The organism is Nocardiopsis dassonvillei, assembly GCF_964273065.1.
Classification (GTDB): domain Bacteria; phylum Actinomycetota; class Actinomycetes; order Streptosporangiales; family Streptosporangiaceae; genus Nocardiopsis; species Nocardiopsis dassonvillei_B.
The window spans coordinates 1,545,782-1,564,004 of record NZ_OZ186815.1 but is presented as its reverse complement, the minus strand read 5'-3'; the positions used below and the strand labels follow the sequence as shown (position 1 = coordinate 1,564,004).

Genomic DNA, 18,223 nt, shown 5'->3' with positions numbered 1-18,223 from the left:
CGCCGGGGCGGCGGCCTCCGCCGCGTACGGGTCGGGTCCGGGGGGCGGGGGACGTGGAGGGGGCGGCGGTCACTAGGGTCGTGACATGCTGAAAGTGGGACTCACAGGCGGGATCGGCTCGGGCAAGAGCGCGGTCTCCGCGGAACTGGCCGGGCACGGGGCGGTGGTGATCGACGCCGACGCGATCGCCCGCGAGGTGGTGGAGCCGGGCACACCGGGCCTGGCGGCGGTGGTCGAGGAGTTCGGGGAGGGTGTGCTCGCCCCGGACGGAAGCCTGGACCGGGCCCGGTTGGGGGAGATCGTGTTCGCCGACGAGGCGAAGCTGGCGCGGCTCAACGCCATCGTGCACCCGCTGGTGGGCGAGCGCAGCGCGGAGCTGATGGCGCGCGCCGAGGCGGAGGGCGCCCCGGTGGTGGTGTACGACGTGCCGCTGCTGGTGGAGAACGGCCTGGAGTCGCTGTACGACGTGGTGGTGGTCGTGGACACCCCCGACGAGGTGCGGGTGCGCCGGGTGGCGGAGAGCCGGGGCATGGAACCCGGGCAGGTGTGGGCGCGGATCCGGGCGCAGGCCGACCGGGAGACCCGGCTGGCGGCGGCGGACCTGGTGGTGGACAACTCCGGTTCCCGCGAGCGTCTCACGGAGCGGGTCGCCCAGGTGTGGGAGGAGCTGCTGGCCCGGGCGTCCTGAGCGCGCACCGGTGCGGTGGCCCCGGCCGTATCCGGTCCCGGGGCGGGGCGTCCGTGTGCGGGGCCTCAGTCCTCCGTGGACGCGGGGCTCGGAGCCGCGCTCTCGGAGGGCCGGGCCGGCCGTGGTCGGGGGATGTCCGGGTTCTCGCGTGCGGGGCCCTCGGCCTCGGAGTGCAGTGCGGACGACAGCGAGGATCCGGCGTCCACGGCCTCGCGTACCAGCTCCTCGCGGACGGAGTGGGCGGCCTGCACGCTCAGCAGGCTGTCGTCGATCTCGTCGGTGTGCATGGTGCCGCGCGCGGTGGTCAGGGCCAGGTCGGCGTATTCGGCGGCGCGGTCGGCGATCGCCTGGCACTGCTCCCACTCCCGGTGGGCGGTCACCGCGGCGTGAACGCGCCCGCCGTAGTCGGCCAGGACGGCGATGCGCTCGGCCAGGGCGGTGTGGGCGCGGGCGACCGCCTCCTCCTGCGGTTGCAGGGCCCGGGTGACCTGTGGGGAGACCGCCTCGCGTTTGCGCTGGAGGAGTTCGCGGCGCAGGGCGCGCAGGCGCAGCAGCTCCTGGGACATGCGCCACTCCTCCTCGCGGAGCAGGGGCAGGGTGTGGGCGGCGTCGAAGGACTCGCCCAGGACCCGGGTGCCCTCCTCGACCCGGTCGGTGGCCTGTTGCAGACGGGCGAACAGGTGGGCCTCGGGCTCCTCGTGCCGGGTGGCGTGGCTGTAGGGGCGGCCGAAGTCCTCGGGCAGGACGTACCGGTGGCGGTTCTCGGAGGCCAGCCGGGGCAGCATGCCGGGGCGCATGACGGCGCCCGCGCCGCCTCCGGCGACGGCGAGGTAGAGGGCGGCGGCGGAGGCGCTGCCGGGGACGGCGGCGGACAGGGGCTCCAGGGCGCCGCCCAGGACCGCGCTGCCGGTCAGGACGGCGGCCGCGGACAGCGGCAGTGCCCAGAAGCCGTGCATGAGCAGGTCGGCCCAGTCGTCGGAGAGGGAGCCCCGGTCGGAGACCAGGCCCAGGACGGCGGCGGTGACGATGAGGCAGAGCAGGGCGATGAGGGGGGTGGCCGCGCCGGGCACGAGGAGGGCGAGGGCGGCCAGGGAGGTGCCGCCGGCGGCTGTGAGGGCGGCGCCGCGGCGCCAGGTGAGCCGTGAGGAGGGGCCGACCGAGTCGGGCAGCAGCCGCTCGGGGTGGGCGCGCAGGCGGGCGAGCGTCCGGGGCGGCAGGCTCGGATCGAAGGTGGGTCTGGAGGGATGGGACACGGCTGGCACCTCTATTCCGGGGGCGCAGTGCGCTGGTCTCGATGGTAACTCCGGTGCCCCTGCCCGGTCAGGGGTCTTCGGCGGGCTGTGGACGGCCGCCGTCCCGGCCGCGCCGGGGGCGGTGCCCGCGGCGAGCCCGCGGCCGCGGGCCGGGCTCCCGGGGCGGAGCGGGGGCGCAGGATCGGCCGGGGGCGGTCCTGGGGCCGTCCGCCTTCTCGGGCCCGTGCCGTCTCCGCTCCGGGGCGGGCGGCGGCGCACCGACGGGCCGGGGTGCGTCCGCTCCCGGCCGCGGGATGTCGTGGGGGGTGGGTAGCGTTAGGTCGACGGGGCCTGTGCGCGGGGTCGGGCCCCGGGCGACGAGGGGATGAGGACGACGTGCGACCGGTCACCGAGATCAAGCGCAGTGAGAACCCGTTCGAGGTGGTCTCGGACATGCGTCCGGCGGGTGACCAGCCCAAGGCGATCGAGGAGATCACCCGGCGGGTGCGGGAGGGCGACGAGCACACGGTGCTGCTGGGCGCTACCGGTACCGGCAAGACGGCCACGGTCGCCTGGACGGTGGAGCGGCTGCAGCGGCCGACCCTGGTGATGCAGCCCAACAAGACGCTGGCCGCGCAGTTCGCCAACGAGCTGCGGCAGATGCTCCCCAACAACGCCGTCGAGTACTTCGTGTCGTACTACGACTACTACCAGCCCGAGGCGTACGTCCCGCAGAGCGACACCTACATCGAGAAGGACTCCTCGATCAACGACGAGGTGGAGCGGCTGCGCCATTCGGCGACCAATTCGCTGCTCACCCGGCGGGACACGATCGTGGTGGCGTCGGTGTCGTGCATCTACGGCCTGGGCACGCCGCAGGAGTACGTGGACCGGATGGCGCAGCTGTCGGTGGGCATGGAGGTGGACCGCGACGACCTGCTGCGCCGCCTGGTGGAGATGCAGTACAGCCGCAACGACATGGCGTTCACCCGGGGCACGTTCCGGGTGCGCGGCGACACGATCGAGATCATCCCGGTGTACGAGGAGCTGGCGATCCGCATCGAGATGTTCGGTGACGAGATCGAGCGGCTGCTCACCCTGCACCCGCTGACCGGCGAGGTGCTGGGGGAGAGCGAGGAGATGTTCATCTTCCCGGCCTCGCACTACGTGGCCGGTGAGGAGCGCACCGCCCGGGCCGTGGAGACGATCGAGGCGGAGCTGGGCGAGCGGCTGGCCGAGCTGGAGGGGCAGGGCAAGCTCCTGGAGGCGCAGCGGCTGCGCATGCGCACCACCCACGACCTGGAGATGATCCGGCAGCTGGGGACGTGCTCGGGGATCGAGAACTATTCGCGGCACTTCGACGAGCGCCCGCCCGGCAGCGCCCCGAACACGCTGCTGGACTACTTCCCCGACGATTTCCTGCTCGTGCTGGACGAGTCGCACGTGACGGTCCCGCAGATCGGCGCGATGTACGAGGGCGACGCCTCCCGCAAGCGGACGCTGGTGGACCACGGGTTCCGGCTCCCCTCGGCGCTGGACAACCGGCCGCTGAAGTGGGAGGAGTTCGTGAAGCGGATCGGGCAGACGGTGTACCTGTCGGCGACCCCGGGCCGCTACGAGCTGCGCCAGAGCGGCGGCGACGTGGTGGAGCAGGTCATCCGGCCGACGGGGCTGGTGGACCCGGAGGTGCTGGTCAAGCCCACCGAGGGGCAGATCGACGACCTGGTGCACGAGATCCGGGTGCGGACCGAGCGGTCGGAGCGGGTGCTGGTCACCACGCTCACCAAGAAGATGGCCGAGGACCTCACGGACTACTTCGCGGAGCTGGGCATCCGGGTGCGGTACCTGCACAGCGAGGTGGACACGCTGCGCCGGGTGGAGCTGCTGCGGGAGCTGCGGGTCGGCGAGTTCGACGTGCTGGTCGGTATCAACCTGCTGCGGGAGGGCCTGGACCTGCCCGAGGTGTCGCTGGTGGCGATCCTGGACGCCGACAAGGAGGGGTTCCTGCGCTCGGAGACCTCGCTGATCCAGACGATCGGCCGGGCGGCGCGCAACGTCGCCGGGCAGGTGCACATGTACGCGGACAACGTCACCGATTCGATGCGGGCGGCGATCGAGGAGACGACCCGGCGCCGGGACAAGCAGCTGGCGTACAACGCCGAGCACGGGATCGACCCGCAGCCGCTGCGCAAGCAGATCGCGGACATCCTGGACTCGCTGAACCGGGAGGACGTGGACACCGAGACGCTGATGGCGAGCGGGTACCGCGGTGCGGGTTCGGCCAAGGCTCCGGTCCCGGCGCTGGGGGAGCGGGGTGTGGACGCGGCGAACATGCCGCGGGCCGAGCTGGCGGGGCTCATCGACCAGCTGAGCGGGCAGATGCACCAGGCGGCGGCGGACCTGCGGTTCGAGCTGGCGGCCCGGCTGCGTGACGAGATCGGGGAGCTCAAGCGCGAATTGCGGGGCATGGATGCGGCCGGAACCCCTTGACCCGTGGGGTTTCCCCTCCGGTTCGGTCTCGGTGCGGAAACGGTGGCACAACGATAGGGTCGCGTAGTTACCTCCGCGTGACATAATCTTGGACTTGCGCAAGATGTATGTCGCAAATGCCGGATGGATCCGGATGTGGGGGAAATGATGAGGGCTCGACTCCAGGTGGCCGCCGGTGGCGCCGTGCTGCTGGCCGCCGCGCTGGCCGGGTGCGGGCCGGCCCTCGGCCGCGAGCAGATCGAGGGGCCCGACCTGCCCCCGGGCACCGACGCCGTCACGATCCCCGAGGAGAACGTGGACGCCGCCGACGTGCTCATCGTCGTCGACGACGGCTCGGAGATCCACGAGGCCTGCGAGGGCCGCGAGGTCGTGGTCTCGGCCGACGACGCCGTCGTGGTGCTGGACGGGACCTGCGGGGTCGTCCGCACCACCGGCCGCGGATCCACCGTCGACGTGGGCTCGGCCGACAAGATCGTGCTGGTCGGAGTGGACAACACCGTCTCCTTCGCGGGCGGCGACCCCAAGATCGTCAACCAGGGCCGCAACACCACCGTCGCCGAGGGCGGTGTCGCCGAGCAGTGACCCTGGCGGAGGATTCCCGCCCCCTGGGGGATCTCCGTGTCGGTGGATTGACCGCCCCGCCACCTGAGAGTGACCTTGGATCGGTTACGGTGGTCACCGTCCTCATCCGTGTCAACGCGGACGGGGGCGGCAGATCGGGCGGACGCCACCACCGAGGGTGAACTTTCGGTTTCGGTCGGCTGTATCGTTCCCCCGCCCGACTCTGAGGCGGTACGGTCGTTTCGTCCCGCTCGTCGTCGAGGCGGCACGATGGCGGGGGTGGACACGTGAGACCCGCTAGGGGAGGGGTGGATGAGCGGTTATGTCGCCCGGGTGCGACATGATGAGTCGCCCGGAGGCGATGCGGGCCTCGATCCGCTGGTGCGGTCCGCCGCTCAGCGCTGGGCGGCCGCGGACCCTCTGCTGCCCGAACCGGTGAGCTTCGCCGCCGACTCCTACCCCCTGCTGACCGTCAGCGACGAGGACGGCCGCACGGTCGCGGCGGGCGCCATGCACTACACCTGGTACCAGCCCGGCGAGGTCGGTCGGATCTGGGGCGTGCCCGACCAGCACTGGCTGACCCCCATCGTCGGCGGCCCCGAGCCCTCCCGCGCCCTGGACTCCCTGCTCACCAGCTGGCGCGACCAGCTGGAGGACCTGCCCACCGGCACCGGCTCGGAGTCGGCGGCCCTGGTGAGCTGGCCCGCCCGCGACGTGTGCGGCATCATCCCGCTCCAGCGCCACGGCCTGCAGCCCTACACCGTGCTCGCCGCCCGCCAGCGGCGCCGGGGCGTGCCCCCGTCGCTTCCGCCGCGCGACGTCACGATCCGGCTGGCCGACCGCAGCGACCTCACCCAGGTGGTGGGGCTGCTCATGGAGGAGCACCGCTACGAGCAGCACTTCGGCGGAGTGTTCCTCCAGCCCGACACCGCCGAGCAGACCCGCAAGGTGGCGGCCCGGGCCCTGGAGCGGTCCCGCTCCTGGATCTGGATGGCCGAGCGCCGCGGCCGCGCCGTCGGCCTGCTGTGGGTGTCCCCGCCCGAGCGGTCCCGCTGGGCCAAGTCCCTGGTCAAGGCCCGTCCGATCGCGCACATCGGCTACGGGGTGGTCACCGCCGCCGAGCGCGGCAACGGCATCGGCACCGCCCTGGTCGGCCAGGCCCACCAGGCGCTGGACAGCCACGGGGTGGGTGTCTCGGTGCTCAACTACGCGGCGATGAACCCGCTGTCGGGGCCGTTCTGGCACCGGATGGGCTACCGCCCGGTGTGGACGACCTGGGAGATCCGGCCCGCACTCGCCCTGCGCTGAGCGGCCCCGCCGCCGGGGTGCGGCGGGCCGCTCGGCTAGCCTGTGCGCGAACGCAAGGGCGCGTGGGAGGGGACGGACCATGACCGTGGACGACCGGGGACCGGTGGGCGGCGAGCACGTCGAGATCGTCGAGGTGGGGCCGCGCGACGGGTTGCAGAACGAGGCGAAGGTGCTCCCGGTCGAGGACCGGATCGCGATGATCGACCGCGCCGTCGAGGCGGGTGTGCGCCGGATCGAGGCGGTCAGCTTCGTCAACCCCAGGCGGGTCCCGCAGATGGCCGGCGCCGAGGAGATCATGAAGGGCGTGCGGCGCGCCCCGGAGGTCTCCCACATCGGCCTGGTCCTCAACCGGCGCGGCCTGGACCGCGCGGTGGAGGCCGCGGTGTCGGAGGTGAACGTGGCGGTCCCCGCCACCGACGGGTTCTGCGTGCGCAACCAGGGCTGCACCGTCGACGAGATGCTCGACGCGCTGGCCGACATCGACCGGGCCCTGGAGGGCACCGGCATCCCGCTGAGCGTCACGGTGTCGACGGCGTTCGGCTGCCCCTTCGACGGAGAGGTGTCCACGGCTCGGGTGGTGGAGGTGGTGCGGCGCATCGCCGACACCGCGGCGGTGGAGATCGCCCTGGCCGACACCATCGGCGTGGGCGTGCCCCGCCAGGTCACCGAACTGGTGGGCGCGGTGTCCGCGGTCTCCGGCGGGCGCGCCCTGCGCTGCCACTTCCACAACACCCGCAACACCGGTTACGCCAACGCCTGGGCCGCGGTGGAGGCCGGGGTGCGGGTGCTCGACTCCAGCGTGGGCGGGTTCGGCGGCTGCCCGTTCGCTCCCGCCGCGACCGGCAACATCGCCACCGAGGACCTGCTGTACCTGCTGCACCGCAGCGGGCTGCACACGGGTGTGAGCCTGTCGGCGGCGGCAGCCCTGGGCGACTGGACGGGCGGGCGCCTGGACAAGGCGCCCCCCGCCTACCTGGGCCGCGCCGGGGACTTCCCCGCCTGAGCAGCCCCGCCGGGACGGCCCGGCGCCCGGGCACGCGGCCCCGCCGACGGCCGCACGCCGGCGGGGCGGCGCGGCCGTCCCACGGGCGGGGGTACCGGTCGTTCGGGGGCCGGGTCCATCCGGTCCGACCCGGCGGCCGTCCCGCGGCGGGGATGCCGGGGCGGGGATACCGGGGCGGAGGGGACCGCTGTGGTGTCGGTCGCGTACGGCCCGGCGCCCGCGGCCCGGTCCGGTGGCCGCTTCCGGGGCCGTGACGCACGCGACACACCGCCCCGCCCGGGCGCGCGTCCCCGAAGTTCCAGGGGTCCCCGCAGGCCGCCGCGGGAACAGCGGCCCCGGGAGAGGCGTTCTGCGAATGTGGTTCCGCGGGGGCCTGTTATCCTGGTGCCCCGTGGATGTCCGGCGGACCGAGCGATGATCCCACCGCCTCGGAACCGGACCGCCGCACGGCCGCTCTTGGCTCGTCCGAGCCCGCCGTAGCCACTCAACCCACGGGAGCAACACTTTGGCATCCGCCGCGAGTACCAAGCACCTTTTCGTTACTGGCGGCGTCGCCTCCAGTCTTGGCAAAGGCCTCACCGCGTCCAGCCTGGGGCGGCTCCTGAAGTCGCGCGGTCTGCGGGTCACCATGCAGAAGCTGGACCCGTACCTCAACGTGGACCCGGGCACGATGAACCCCTTCCAGCACGGCGAGGTGTTCGTCACCGACGACGGCGCCGAGACCGACCTGGACGTGGGCCACTACGAGCGCTTCCTCGACACGGAGCTGTCGGCGACCGCCAACGTCACCACCGGGCAGATCTACTCCAGCGTCATCGCCAAGGAGCGGCAGGGCGCCTACCTCGGTGACACCGTGCAGGTCATCCCGCACATCACCAACGAGATCAAGTCGCGCATCTACGCGATGGACGACCCCGAGGTCGACATCGTCATCACCGAGATCGGCGGCACGGTCGGCGACATCGAGTCGCAGCCGTTCCTGGAGGCGGTCCGGCAGATCCGGCACGAGATCGGCCGCGACAACTGCTTCTTCCTGCACGTCTCGCTGATCCCGTTCCTGGGCCCGGCGGGCGAGATGAAGACCAAGCCGACCCAGCACTCGGTCGCGGCCCTGCGCAGCATCGGCATCCAGCCCGACGCCATCGTGTGCCGCTCGGACCGGCCCATCACCCAGAGCCTGAAGTCCAAGATCAGCCTCATGTGCGACGTGGACGAGGCGGGCGTGGTCTCCACCCCCGACGCCCCGTCCATCTACGACATCCCCAAGGTCCTGCACCGCGAGGGCCTGGACGCCTACGTCGTGCGCCGCCTGGGCATGCCGTTCCGCGACGTGGACTGGACCGAGTGGGACTCGCTGCTGCGCCGCGTGCACCAGCCCGACCACGAGGTCACCGTCGCCATGGTCGGCAAGTACATCGACCTGCCCGACGCCTACCTGTCGGTGAGCGAGGCGCTGCGCGCGGGCGGGTTCGCCACCGACACCCGGGTGAACATCCGCTGGGTCGCCAGCGACAACTGCGCCAGCCCCTCGGGTGCGGCCGCCGAGCTGGACGGCGTGGACGCCATCCTCATCCCCGGCGGGTTCGGGGTGCGCGGCATCGAGGGCAAGATCGGCGCCATCCGCTACGCCCGCGAGAACCGCGTCCCGCTGCTGGGCATCTGCCTGGGCCTGCAGGCGATCGTCATCGAGTACGCGCGCAACGTGCTGGGCCTGGAGGGCGCCAACAGCACCGAGTTCGACGACAAGGCGGCCGACCCGGTCATCGCCACCATGGCGGACCAGGAGGACGTGGTCTCCGGCGACCGCGACATGGGCGGCACCATGCGGCTGGGCCTGTACCCGGCGGACCTGGGCGAGGGCACCCTGGCCCGGGAGCTGTACGAAGGGCGGGAGCAGGCCTCCGAGCGCCACCGCCACCGGTTCGAGGTCAACAACGCCTACCGGCCCGCGCTGGAGGAGGCGGGCCTGGTGTTCTCCGGCCTCTCCCCGGATGGCAAGCTGGTGGAGTACGTCGAACTGCCCCGGGACGTCCACCCGTTCTACATCGCCACGCAGGCGCACCCGGAACTGCGTTCCCGGCCGACCAAGGCCAACCCGATGTTCCGCGGCCTGATCGCGGCGGCCCTGGAGAACAAGAAGTCCTGACGGTGGGGCCGGGCGGGGCACGACTCTGAGAGGCGAGAGCACATGAGCCAGACCCGCCCGGCCGGAACCGAGGGCTCGGGGGCGGACGCGAAGATCGCGGACGCCCCCGAGTCGTGGGCGGTGGAGCGGTCCGAGGACCGCTTCCGCAGCCGACTGGTGGGCATGCGGACCGACTGGGTGGAGATGCCCGGCCCGGGGGGCCGCGGTACGAGCGTCGCCGCCCGCGACTACATGGACCACCCGGGTGCGGCCGCCGCGCTGGCCCTGGACGACGCCGGACGGGTGCTGCTGCAGCGCCAGTACCGGCACGCCACGCGGCACGCGCTGTGGGAGCTGCCCGCGGGGATCATCGACGGCGAGGGGGAGGGGCCGCTGGCCACCGCCCGCCGCGAACTGGTGGAGGAGGCGGGGCTGCGCGCCGACACCTGGCACGAGCTCGCCGACTTCTTCCCCAGCCCCGGGTTCTCCAACGAGCGCATCCACGTGTTCCTGGCGCGCGGACTGTCGGAGGTGCCCGCCGAGGAGATCGACTTCGAGCGCGAGCACGAGGAGGCCGGGCTGGTCGCCGAGTGGGTGCCGCTGGAGGAGGCGGTGCGCCTGGTCCTGGCGGGACGGCTGCACAACGGGGCGACGGTGATCGGGGTCCTGGCCGCTCACGCCGCCTCCCGCGACGGCTTCACCGGCCTGCGCGAGCCCTCCGACCCGTGACGGGCGCGGGGGAGCCCGGCGGGGTGGAGGGCGTGTGCGCGGCCTTCCTGGACCATCTGAGCGCCGAGCGGGCCCTGGCCGGCAACACGCTGGCGGCCTACCGCGGCGACCTGCGCCGCTACCGGGAGTTCCTGGCCGAGGCGGGGGTGGACTCCGTGGACGGGGTCACCCCCGCGGTGGTGGGCTCCTTCGCGCGGACCCTGCGCGAGGGCGGTCCGGAACGGGCGCCGCTGGCGGCGGCGTCGGCGGCGCGCACCCTGGCCGCCGTGCGCGGCCTGCACCGGTTCGCGGTGCGCGAGGGCCGGGCCGCCGCCGATCCGACCGCGGACCTGGCCCCGCCGGCCGTCCCGATGCGGCTGCCCAAGGCGGTCCCGGTGGAGGCGGTCGAGCGCCTGCTGGCGGCTGCCGGACCGGTGGAGGCCCCCGCCGCCGGGGACCGGGGCGCCCTGCTGGCGCTGCGCGACCGGGCGCTGCTGGAGCTGCTGTACGGGACCGGGGCGCGCATCTCCGAGGCGGTCGGCGCGGACGTGGACGATGTGGCCGACGCCGTCGGCCTGGACGCCCCCGTGCCCGAGGACCACGTGGGCCTGGTGCGGATCACCGGCAAGGGCGGCAAGGAGCGGCTGGTCCCGGTGGGTTCGCACGCCCGGCGGGCGCTGGCCGCCTACCTGGTGCGGGCCCGGCCGGTGCTGGCCCGCGCCGGCCGCGGGCGGGGCGGGGCGGCGCTGTTCCTCAACGCGCGCGGCGGCAGGCTCACGCGGCAGGGCGCCTGGGGTGTGCTGGGGGCGGTGGCCGGGCGCGCCGGGGTGGAGGGGGTGTCGCCGCACACCCTGCGGCACTCGTTCGCCACCCACCTGCTCGACGGCGGCGCGGACATCCGGGTCGTGCAGGAACTCCTGGGGCACAGTTCGGTCACCACGACCCAGGTCTACACACTTGTGACAGTCGACCGGCTGCGCGAGGTGTATGCGTCCAGTCACCCGCGCGCGCACCGCCGGAGCGGTTCCGACCTGCGGAAAAGCCCGTAGGGGCAGGGGATCGGGCGCGTGCGGGTCTTCGCGTTCGGTTTCCCCCCGGGGCGAAGACGTGGGATTCTACACTCGGGTTTCGTTGAAGTGCGTCGTGTCGGCGTTCTAGAGTCGCCGCACAGAGGTACGTTGCTGTCGACATATTGAGTTTCCGACGGCCGCCAGGCTCCAGGGGCACGGCATCCCTTCGGGCCGTGGCCGGTCCGTAGGGGAGGTCCAGGGTTGTGAACTGGTCGGAGAACGACGCCGTCGCGCAGGATGCGGCCGTCGGCGAGCAGGAGATCGCCGACCCGGTGACCAACCCCTGGGGCACGACACGCAACACGGGGGCCGATCTGCACGCGTCAAGACCTGAGCGTACCTATCCGGTGCCAGAGCCCGTAGACGAACACGGCCCGGCACGGATTGTAGCACTCTGTAACCAGAAGGGTGGGGTCGGCAAGACCACCACCACCATCAACCTCGGCGCCGCCATCGCCGAATACGGCAGGCGGGTGCTCCTGGTCGACTTCGACCCGCAGGGCGCCCTGTCCGTCGGCCTGGGCCGGCTCGATCCGCGCGAGCTCGACCTGACCGTCTACAACCTGCTCATGCAGCGGGACGTGACGGTCGAGGACGTCCTGCTCAAGACGGACATCGACGGCCTCGACCTGATCCCGAGCAACATCGACCTGTCGGCCGCCGAGGTGCAGCTGGTCGGGGAGGTGGCCCGGGAGCAGATGCTCGGCCGGGCGCTGCGCCCGGTGATCGACGACTACGACGTCGTCCTCATCGACTGCCAGCCCTCGCTGGGCCTGCTCACCGTCAACGCGCTCACCGCCGCCGACGGCGTCATCGTGCCGCTGGAGTGCGAGTTCTTCGCGCTGCGCGGGGTGGCGCTGCTCATGGACACCATCCAGAAGGTCCAGGAGCGGCTCAACGAGCGCCTGGTCATCGACGGGTTCCTGGGCACGATGTACGACCCGCGCACGCTCCACGCCCGCGAGGTCCTGTCCACCATCATCGACGGCTTCGGCGACAAGGTCTACGGCACGGTCATCAACCGCACCGTGCGCTTCCCGGACGCCACCGTGGCGGGTGAGCCCATCACCAGGTTCGACTCGTCCTCGGCCGGCGCCAACGCCTATCGGGATCTGGCCAAGGAGGTGCTGGCGAGGTGGCCTCTCAGCGGTCACGGCGCGTGACCCTACCCGGGGCGGACGAGCTGTTCTTCCGCCCCAGCGGCACCGAGGTGGACGCGGTGCCCGACACGGAGACCGAACGCCAGTACACGGCACCGGAACAGCGCAGGAGCGAGGCGACGTCGCGCCCGGCCCGCGCCAAGGGTTCCACCAGGGTGGTCGACGGCGCGCCCAAACCGAGCGGCCGTCAGCGCCACGACGAGAAGATCACCGTCTACATCTCCGGGCCGGAGCTGCTGGCCCTGGAGCAGACCCGGCTGTCGCTGCGCGCCGAGCACGGGCTGACCGCCGACCGGGGCCGCCTGGTCCGTGAGGCCGTCGCCGTGCTGCTCGCCGACTTCGACGAGCACGGGTCCGCCAGCATGCTGGTGCGGCGGCTGCGCGAGGAGTGAACAGCGTCCGCCCGGTGTCGGAGGGGGTACCGGGGGACGCGGACGGGGCGGGTGTCACCGGCGGGTTCAGGCCGGTGACACCCTTGTGCGTATGGGTTACGACGACGAGGGGCCGCGAGCATGACGGCCGAACCGGCCCCGGACGGGGCGGCGGAGGAGGAGGCCGAGGGCTCCTTCCAGGTGCACCTCGACAACTTCGAGGGCCCCTTCGACCTGCTGCTGGCGCTCATCGCCAAGCACAAGCTGGACATCACCGAGGTGTCGCTGTCGAAGGTCACCGACGAGTTCATCGCGCACATCCGAGCCCACGGGGAGGCCTGGGACCTGGACCAGGCCAGCAACTTCCTGCTGGTGGCGGCCACCCTGCTGGATCTGAAGGCGGCCCGGCTGCTGCCGCGCGGCGACGTCGAGGACGAGGAGGACCTGGCGCTGCTGGAGGCCCGCGACCTGCTGTTCGCGCGGCTGCTGCAGTACCGGGCGTACAAGGAGGTCGCCGCGTTCCTGCGCGGCCGGATGGCCGCCCAGGGCCGCCGCTACGCCCGCGCCGTGCCGCTGGAGGAGCGGTTCGAGGCGCTGCGCCCGGAGGTGCTGTTCAGGCTGGGCCCGCAGGAGTTCGCGGCGCTGGCCGGGATGGTGTTCACCCCCAAAGAACCGCCGAGCGTCCCGGTCACCCACATCCACCAGCCCAAGACCTCCGTCAAGGAGCAGGGCGAGCTGATGGTGGCGGTGCTGCGCGAGCGCGGGAGTATGACGTTCGCGGAGCTGGCGGCCGGGTGCGACGGTACCTTCGAGGTCATCGCCCGGTTCCTGGCCCTGCTGGAGCTGTACCGGGCCGCGAACGTGGGTTTCGAGCAGCCCGAACCGCTCGGGGAACTGCTCGTCACCTGGACCGGCGGCGACGGCGACGTCGAGGTGGACAGCGAGTACGACGCCGATCCGGCGGACGAGGAGACGGGGGAGGACCGGTGACCGTGGAGGAGACCGCCGAGGAGGCCGCCGGGGTGCGGCCGACCCTGCGCCGTGACCTGGAGGCGGTGCTGATGGTGGTGGACCAGCCGGTTTCGGAGTACGACCTGGCCAGGGCGCTGGGGGTGCCGGTGGCGGTGGTCGTGCGGACCCTGGAGTCGCTGTCGCGGGAATACACGGAGCAGGGCAGGGGTTTCGACCTTCGGGCGGTGGCCGACGGCTGGCGTGTGTACACGCGGCCGGAGTGCGCCGACATCGTGGAGCACTTCCTCAAGGAAGGGCAGGAGGTGCGGCTGACACAGGCCGCGCTGGAGACGATGGCGGTGGTGGCCTACCGCCAGCCGGTCTCCCGTGGCAGGGTCTCCGCGGTCCGCGGTGTCAACTGTGACGGCGTCATGCGTACCCTCGTACTGAGGGGGCTGATCGAAGAGGCCGGACACGACCCGGAGTCCGGTGCCCTGCTGTATCGGACCACCTCCTATTTCCTGGAACGGCTCGGCCTGCGCAGCCTCGACGAGCTGCCGGATCTGGCACCGTTCCTGCCCGACGACATCGAAGGTCTAGACGACACCGGTGAGCACACCTAACGAAAGTTCCCGCGGTGCGCGGGACGACGCCCCGCGCGGTGAGCGCGGCGAACGATACGACGACCGCGGCGGACGAGGACGCCGCGACGACCGGTCCCCCCGAGGCGGGGACGACCGCGGCCCGCGGGGCCGCGATGACCGAGGCCCCGGCGGCCGCTCCTACGGTGGGGACTCCCGTGGCGGACGCGACTTCCGAGGTTCGGGTGAGGGTCGCTCCTCCAACGGCGGCCGTGATTTCCGTGGTGCAGGTGAGGGGCGTTCCGTGAGTGGTTCTCGTGACGGCGGTGACCGCGGAGGCTACCGCGGTTCCCGTGATGGTGACGACCGACGTTCGTTCGGCGACCGTGACCCGCGCGGTGGACGTTCCTTCGGCGGTTCGCGTGAGGGTGGTGGCCGTGGTGGCTACCAGGGTTCCCGTGACTCCCGTGGCCAGGGCGGTTACCGGGGTGGGCGTGACGGTGATGACCGTCGTTCGTTCGGTGGTGACCGTGACTCGCGCGGCGGCCGTTCGTTCGGTGGTGACCGCGACTCCCGTGGCGGGCGTTCCTTCGCGGGGGCGCGTGACGACCGCGGTGGCTACCGCGGTTCCCGTGACGACCGTGACTCCCGTGGTCAGGGTGGCTACCGGGGTGGGCGTGACGGTGATGACCGTCGTTCGTTCGGTGGTGACCGCGACTCCCGTGGCGGGCGTTCCTTCGCGGGGGCGCGTGACGACCGCAGTGGCTACCGCGGTTCCCGTGACGACCGTGACTCCCGTGGTCAGGGTGGCTACCGGGGCGGGCGTGACGGTGATGACCGTCGTTCGTTCGGCGGTGACCGTGACTCGCGCGGCGGGCGTTCCTTCGGCGGTTCGCGTGAGGGTGGTGGCCGTGGTGGCTACCAGGGTTCCCGTGACTCCCGTGGTCAGGGCGGTTACCGGGGTGGGCGCGACGGTGATGACCGTCGTTCGTTCGGCGGCGACCGCGACTCCCGTGGCGGGCGTTCCTTCGCCGGAGCGCGTGACGACCGCGGCGGCTACCGCGGTTCCCGTGACGGCGACGACCGCCGTTCGTTCGGTGGTGACCGTGACTCGCGTGGTGGCGGTCAGGGCCGCGGTGGTCACGGTTCGCGTGACGACCGTGGCGGGCGTTCCTTCGCGGGGGCGCGTGACGACCGCGGTGGCTACCGCGGTTCCCGTGACGACCGTGACTCCCGTGGTCAGGGCGGTTACCGGGGCGGGCGCGACGGCGACGACCGCCGTTCGTTCGGCGGCGACCGCGACTCCCAGGCCAAGCGCCCCAAGCGGCACAAGGTCGACCACTCCGCCGAGCTCCCCGGCGGCCGCAAGGTCCCCATGGGCGACATCAAGAGCGAGAACCAGCTCTCCAAGGCCGCCCGCGAGCGCCTCAACGCGCTGCGCTCGGAGTACGACCCCAAGGACGAGGACCGTCCCGAGGAGGGCCGCGACAACTACACCGACGTCGAGGGCGGCATCCGCCTGCAGAAGGCCCTCGCCGCCGCCGGTGTCGCCAGCCGCCGCGCCAGCGAGGAGATGATCGCCGCCGGCCGCGTCAGCGTGGACGGCGAGACCGTCCGCCGCTTCGGCGCCCGGGTGGACCCGGAGAAGTCCGAGATCCGTGTCGACGGCATGCGCGTCGTCACCTCCCCGGACAAGCTCTACTTCGCGCTCAACAAGCCGCGCGGCGTCGTCAGCACCATGTGGGACCCCGAGGGCCGCCCCACCCTGGCCGACTACACCGGCCAGACCGAGGAGCGGATCTTCCACGTCGGCCGGCTCGACACCGAGACCGAGGGCCTCATCCTGCTCACCAACGACGGAGAGCTGTCCAACCGGCTCACCCACCCGCGGTACAAGGTCGTCAAGACCTACATCGCCAAGGTGCCCGGGCCCGTCCCGCACAGCGTCGTCAAGCAGCTGCGCGCGGGTGTGGAGCTGGAGGACGGCCCGGTCGAGGTCGACTCCTTCCGCGTGGTCGACAACGACGGCCCCAAGGCGCTGGTGGAGATCCGCCTGCACGAGGGCCGCAAGCACATCGTGCGCCGCCTCATGGAGGCCGTCGGCCACCCGGTGGCGGACCTCGCCCGCACCCAGGTCGGCCCGATCGACCTGAACGCCCTGAAGCTGGGCACCATGCGGGCCCTGACCTCCCGCGAGGTCAGCGAACTCTACAAGGCGGCGGGGCTGTAGACCCCGGCGGGCTATACAGTTGACGGCGGTCGCGACCACGGGTCGCGGCCGCCGTTCCCGTCTCCCCGGCCGGGGGCGGGCCGAGCGGAACGACGGACAAGGCGGGATCGACGTGGCGGTACGGGCCATTCGCGGAGCGGTGCAGGTCGACGCGGACGAACGCGACCAGGTGCTGGAGGCCACGGCCGAACTCGTCTCCGAGGTGATGCGGCGCAACGGGCTGGCCCCGGAGGACGTCATCAGCGTGCTCTTCACCGCCACCCCGGACCTGACCAGCGAGTTCCCGGCTCTGGCCGCGCGCAGGCTCGGCTTCGTCGACGTGCCGCTGATGTGCGCCACCGAGATCGGCGTCCCGCACGCCCTGCCGCGCGTGGTGCGGCTGATGGCGCACGTGGAGACCGACCGCCCGCGCGCGGAGCTGCAGCACGTCTACCTGCGCGGCGCGCAGGCGCTGCGCCTGGACATCGCGCAGTAGTACCGGTGCGCCCCTAATCTGGGGAGCACGGAAGTGAACGCAGGGGGCGGGGGAGCACCGTGAGCGGGAGCGGGGACGCCGGAACGCGCGACGGGGGGACGTCGGTGGGCCGGGTCGTGGTGCTGGGTGCCGGTCTGATCGGCACGTCGATCGCCCTGGCCCTGCGTGCGCGCGGTGTCGAGGTCCTGCTGTCGGACCCGGACGCGACCGCTCTGCGGCTGGCCTGCGACCTGGGCGCCGGGGACCCGCTGGAGGGCTCCGGCGGCCTCCCCGCCGACGTGGCGGTGATCGCCGCCCCGCCCGGGGTGGTCCCGCGGGTGCTGCGCCAGGCCCAGGACCGGGGACTGGCGCACGTGTACACGGACGCGGCCAGTGTGAAGGCGAGCGTGGTGGCGGCCGCCGAGGACCTGGGCTGCGACCTGGCGACCTTCGTCCCCGGGCACCCCATGGGCGGCCGGGAGAAGCGGGGGCCGGGCGCGGCCCGCGCGGACCTGTTCCTGGGGCGCTCGTGGGCGCTGTGCCCCACCGGCAAGGCCGACCCGGGCGCGGTGGAGCGGGTCGCCGAGCTGGCCCGCATGTGCGGGGCCGACCCGCTGGTCATCGACGCCGCGGCGCACGACCGGGCGGTGGCGCTGGTGTCGCACGTTCCGCACGTGGCCTCCTCCGCGGTGGCGGCCCGGCTGGTCGGTGCGGGCGAGGACGCCCTGACCCTGGCCGGACAGGGCGTCCGCGACGTCACCCGGGTGGCGGGCGGCGACCCGTCGCTGTGGACGGAGATCCTCACCTGCAACGCCGCCCCGGTGGCCGAGGTGCTGCGGGCGGTCGCCGACGACCTGGCCCGGGCGGCCGACGCGCTGGCGGGGCGGGACGAGGACGCGGAGCCGGTGCGGGACCTGCTGGTCCGGGGCCGGGAGGGGCACGGCCGCATCCCCGGCAAGCACGGCGAGGCGACGCTGCCGGACTACACGGTCATCCCGGTGGTGATCCCGGACGAGCCGGGCACCCTGGGCCGCCTGTTCGCCGCGGCCGCCGACGCCGGGGTGAACATCGAGGACGTGCGCATCGAGCACACCCCGGGGCTGCCGCTGGGTGTGGCGCAGCTGTACGTGCTGCCCGCGGGGGTGGACACGCTCACCCGGTCGCTGGCCGCCGACGGCTGGTCGGTGCACCCGGGCGCCTGAGCGGCGCGCTCCGCGCGCCCCTGCGCACCTCCTGCGTGCGTACTCCGCAGTACTCCGCACCGGTAGGCTGGGGCGTCGGCAGTACGACG

Annotated in this window: 16 protein-coding genes; 15 read left to right on the top strand and 1 reads right to left on the bottom strand. The window is 72.9% G+C overall.

Annotation, left to right across the window (positions count from 1 at the left end; all coding sequences use genetic code 11):
* Positions 1 to 85: 85 nt before the first annotated feature.
* Positions 86 to 688, top strand: coding sequence for a dephospho-CoA kinase (gene coaE, locus ACSUPR_RS07060; RefSeq protein WP_436890323.1), 603 nt, complete (start codon positions 86 to 88; stop codon positions 686 to 688).
* 65 nt (positions 689 to 753) lie between these two features.
* Here the strand turns inward: coaE and ACSUPR_RS07055 are convergent, their stop codons facing one another.
* Positions 754 to 1,941: a hypothetical protein gene (locus tag ACSUPR_RS07055; protein WP_436890321.1), complete on the bottom strand. Its 1,188-nt coding sequence runs from the start codon at positions 1,939 to 1,941 to the stop codon at positions 754 to 756.
* 375 nt (positions 1,942 to 2,316) lie between these two features.
* Here ACSUPR_RS07055 and uvrB point away from each other — a divergent pair, with 375 nt between their 5' ends.
* From uvrB to ACSUPR_RS06985, 14 genes are all read left to right on the top strand, one after another.
* Complete coding sequence (gene uvrB, locus ACSUPR_RS07050) at positions 2,317 to 4,410, top strand: excinuclease ABC subunit UvrB (protein WP_436890319.1); 2,094 nt, start codon at positions 2,317 to 2,319, stop codon at positions 4,408 to 4,410.
* 147 nt (positions 4,411 to 4,557) lie between these two features.
* Positions 4,558 to 4,992, top strand: a complete 435-nt coding sequence (locus ACSUPR_RS07045) for a DUF3060 domain-containing protein (RefSeq protein WP_436891899.1) — start codon at positions 4,558 to 4,560, stop codon at positions 4,990 to 4,992.
* Between the two features lie 291 nt (positions 4,993 to 5,283).
* Positions 5,284 to 6,279 (top strand): GNAT family N-acetyltransferase, encoded by a 996-nt coding sequence (locus ACSUPR_RS07040; RefSeq protein WP_436890317.1) that lies wholly within the window; start codon positions 5,284 to 5,286, stop codon positions 6,277 to 6,279.
* A gap of 79 nt (positions 6,280 to 6,358) precedes the next feature.
* Complete coding sequence (locus tag ACSUPR_RS07035) at positions 6,359 to 7,282, top strand: hydroxymethylglutaryl-CoA lyase (protein WP_436890314.1); 924 nt, start codon at positions 6,359 to 6,361, stop codon at positions 7,280 to 7,282.
* 505 nt (positions 7,283 to 7,787) lie between these two features.
* Positions 7,788 to 9,428 (top strand): CTP synthase, encoded by a 1,641-nt coding sequence (locus tag ACSUPR_RS07030; protein WP_436890311.1) that lies wholly within the window; start codon positions 7,788 to 7,790, stop codon positions 9,426 to 9,428.
* A gap of 42 nt (positions 9,429 to 9,470) precedes the next feature.
* Positions 9,471 to 10,136: an NUDIX domain-containing protein gene (locus ACSUPR_RS07025; RefSeq protein ID WP_436890309.1), complete on the top strand. Its 666-nt coding sequence runs from the start codon at positions 9,471 to 9,473 to the stop codon at positions 10,134 to 10,136.
* Positions 10,133 to 11,164, top strand: coding sequence for a tyrosine recombinase (locus tag ACSUPR_RS07020; protein ID WP_436890307.1), 1,032 nt, complete (start codon positions 10,133 to 10,135; stop codon positions 11,162 to 11,164). Before ACSUPR_RS07025 ends, ACSUPR_RS07020 begins: the two co-directional genes overlap by 4 nt.
* Positions 11,165 to 11,388: 224 nt before the next feature.
* Positions 11,389 to 12,348, top strand: coding sequence for a ParA family protein (locus tag ACSUPR_RS07015; RefSeq protein ID WP_436890305.1), 960 nt, complete (start codon positions 11,389 to 11,391; stop codon positions 12,346 to 12,348).
* The gene (locus ACSUPR_RS07010; protein WP_436890302.1) at positions 12,345 to 12,737 is read left to right on the top strand and encodes a hypothetical protein; all 393 of its coding nucleotides are present in this window, start codon (positions 12,345 to 12,347) and stop codon (positions 12,735 to 12,737) included. Before ACSUPR_RS07015 ends, ACSUPR_RS07010 begins: the two co-directional genes overlap by 4 nt.
* Positions 12,738 to 12,857: 120 nt before the next feature.
* Complete coding sequence (locus tag ACSUPR_RS07005) at positions 12,858 to 13,706, top strand: segregation and condensation protein A (protein ID WP_436890299.1); 849 nt, start codon at positions 12,858 to 12,860, stop codon at positions 13,704 to 13,706.
* On the top strand, positions 13,703 to 14,290 hold the full coding sequence (scpB, locus tag ACSUPR_RS07000) for an SMC-Scp complex subunit ScpB (protein ID WP_436890298.1): 588 nt from the start codon (positions 13,703 to 13,705) through the stop codon (positions 14,288 to 14,290). The genes ACSUPR_RS07005 and scpB overlap by 4 nt, the downstream gene beginning before the upstream one ends.
* Before the next feature lie 1,333 nt (positions 14,291 to 15,623).
* Positions 15,624 to 16,478 (top strand): pseudouridine synthase, encoded by an 855-nt coding sequence (locus tag ACSUPR_RS06995; protein WP_436890296.1) that lies wholly within the window; start codon positions 15,624 to 15,626, stop codon positions 16,476 to 16,478.
* 112 nt (positions 16,479 to 16,590) lie between these two features.
* Positions 16,591 to 16,953, top strand: coding sequence for a chorismate mutase (aroH, locus tag ACSUPR_RS06990; RefSeq protein WP_436890295.1), 363 nt, complete (start codon positions 16,591 to 16,593; stop codon positions 16,951 to 16,953).
* A gap of 59 nt (positions 16,954 to 17,012) precedes the next feature.
* Positions 17,013 to 18,134: a prephenate dehydrogenase gene (locus ACSUPR_RS06985; RefSeq protein ID WP_436890292.1), complete on the top strand. Its 1,122-nt coding sequence runs from the start codon at positions 17,013 to 17,015 to the stop codon at positions 18,132 to 18,134.
* The last annotated feature ends 89 nt before the right edge of the window (positions 18,135 to 18,223 follow it).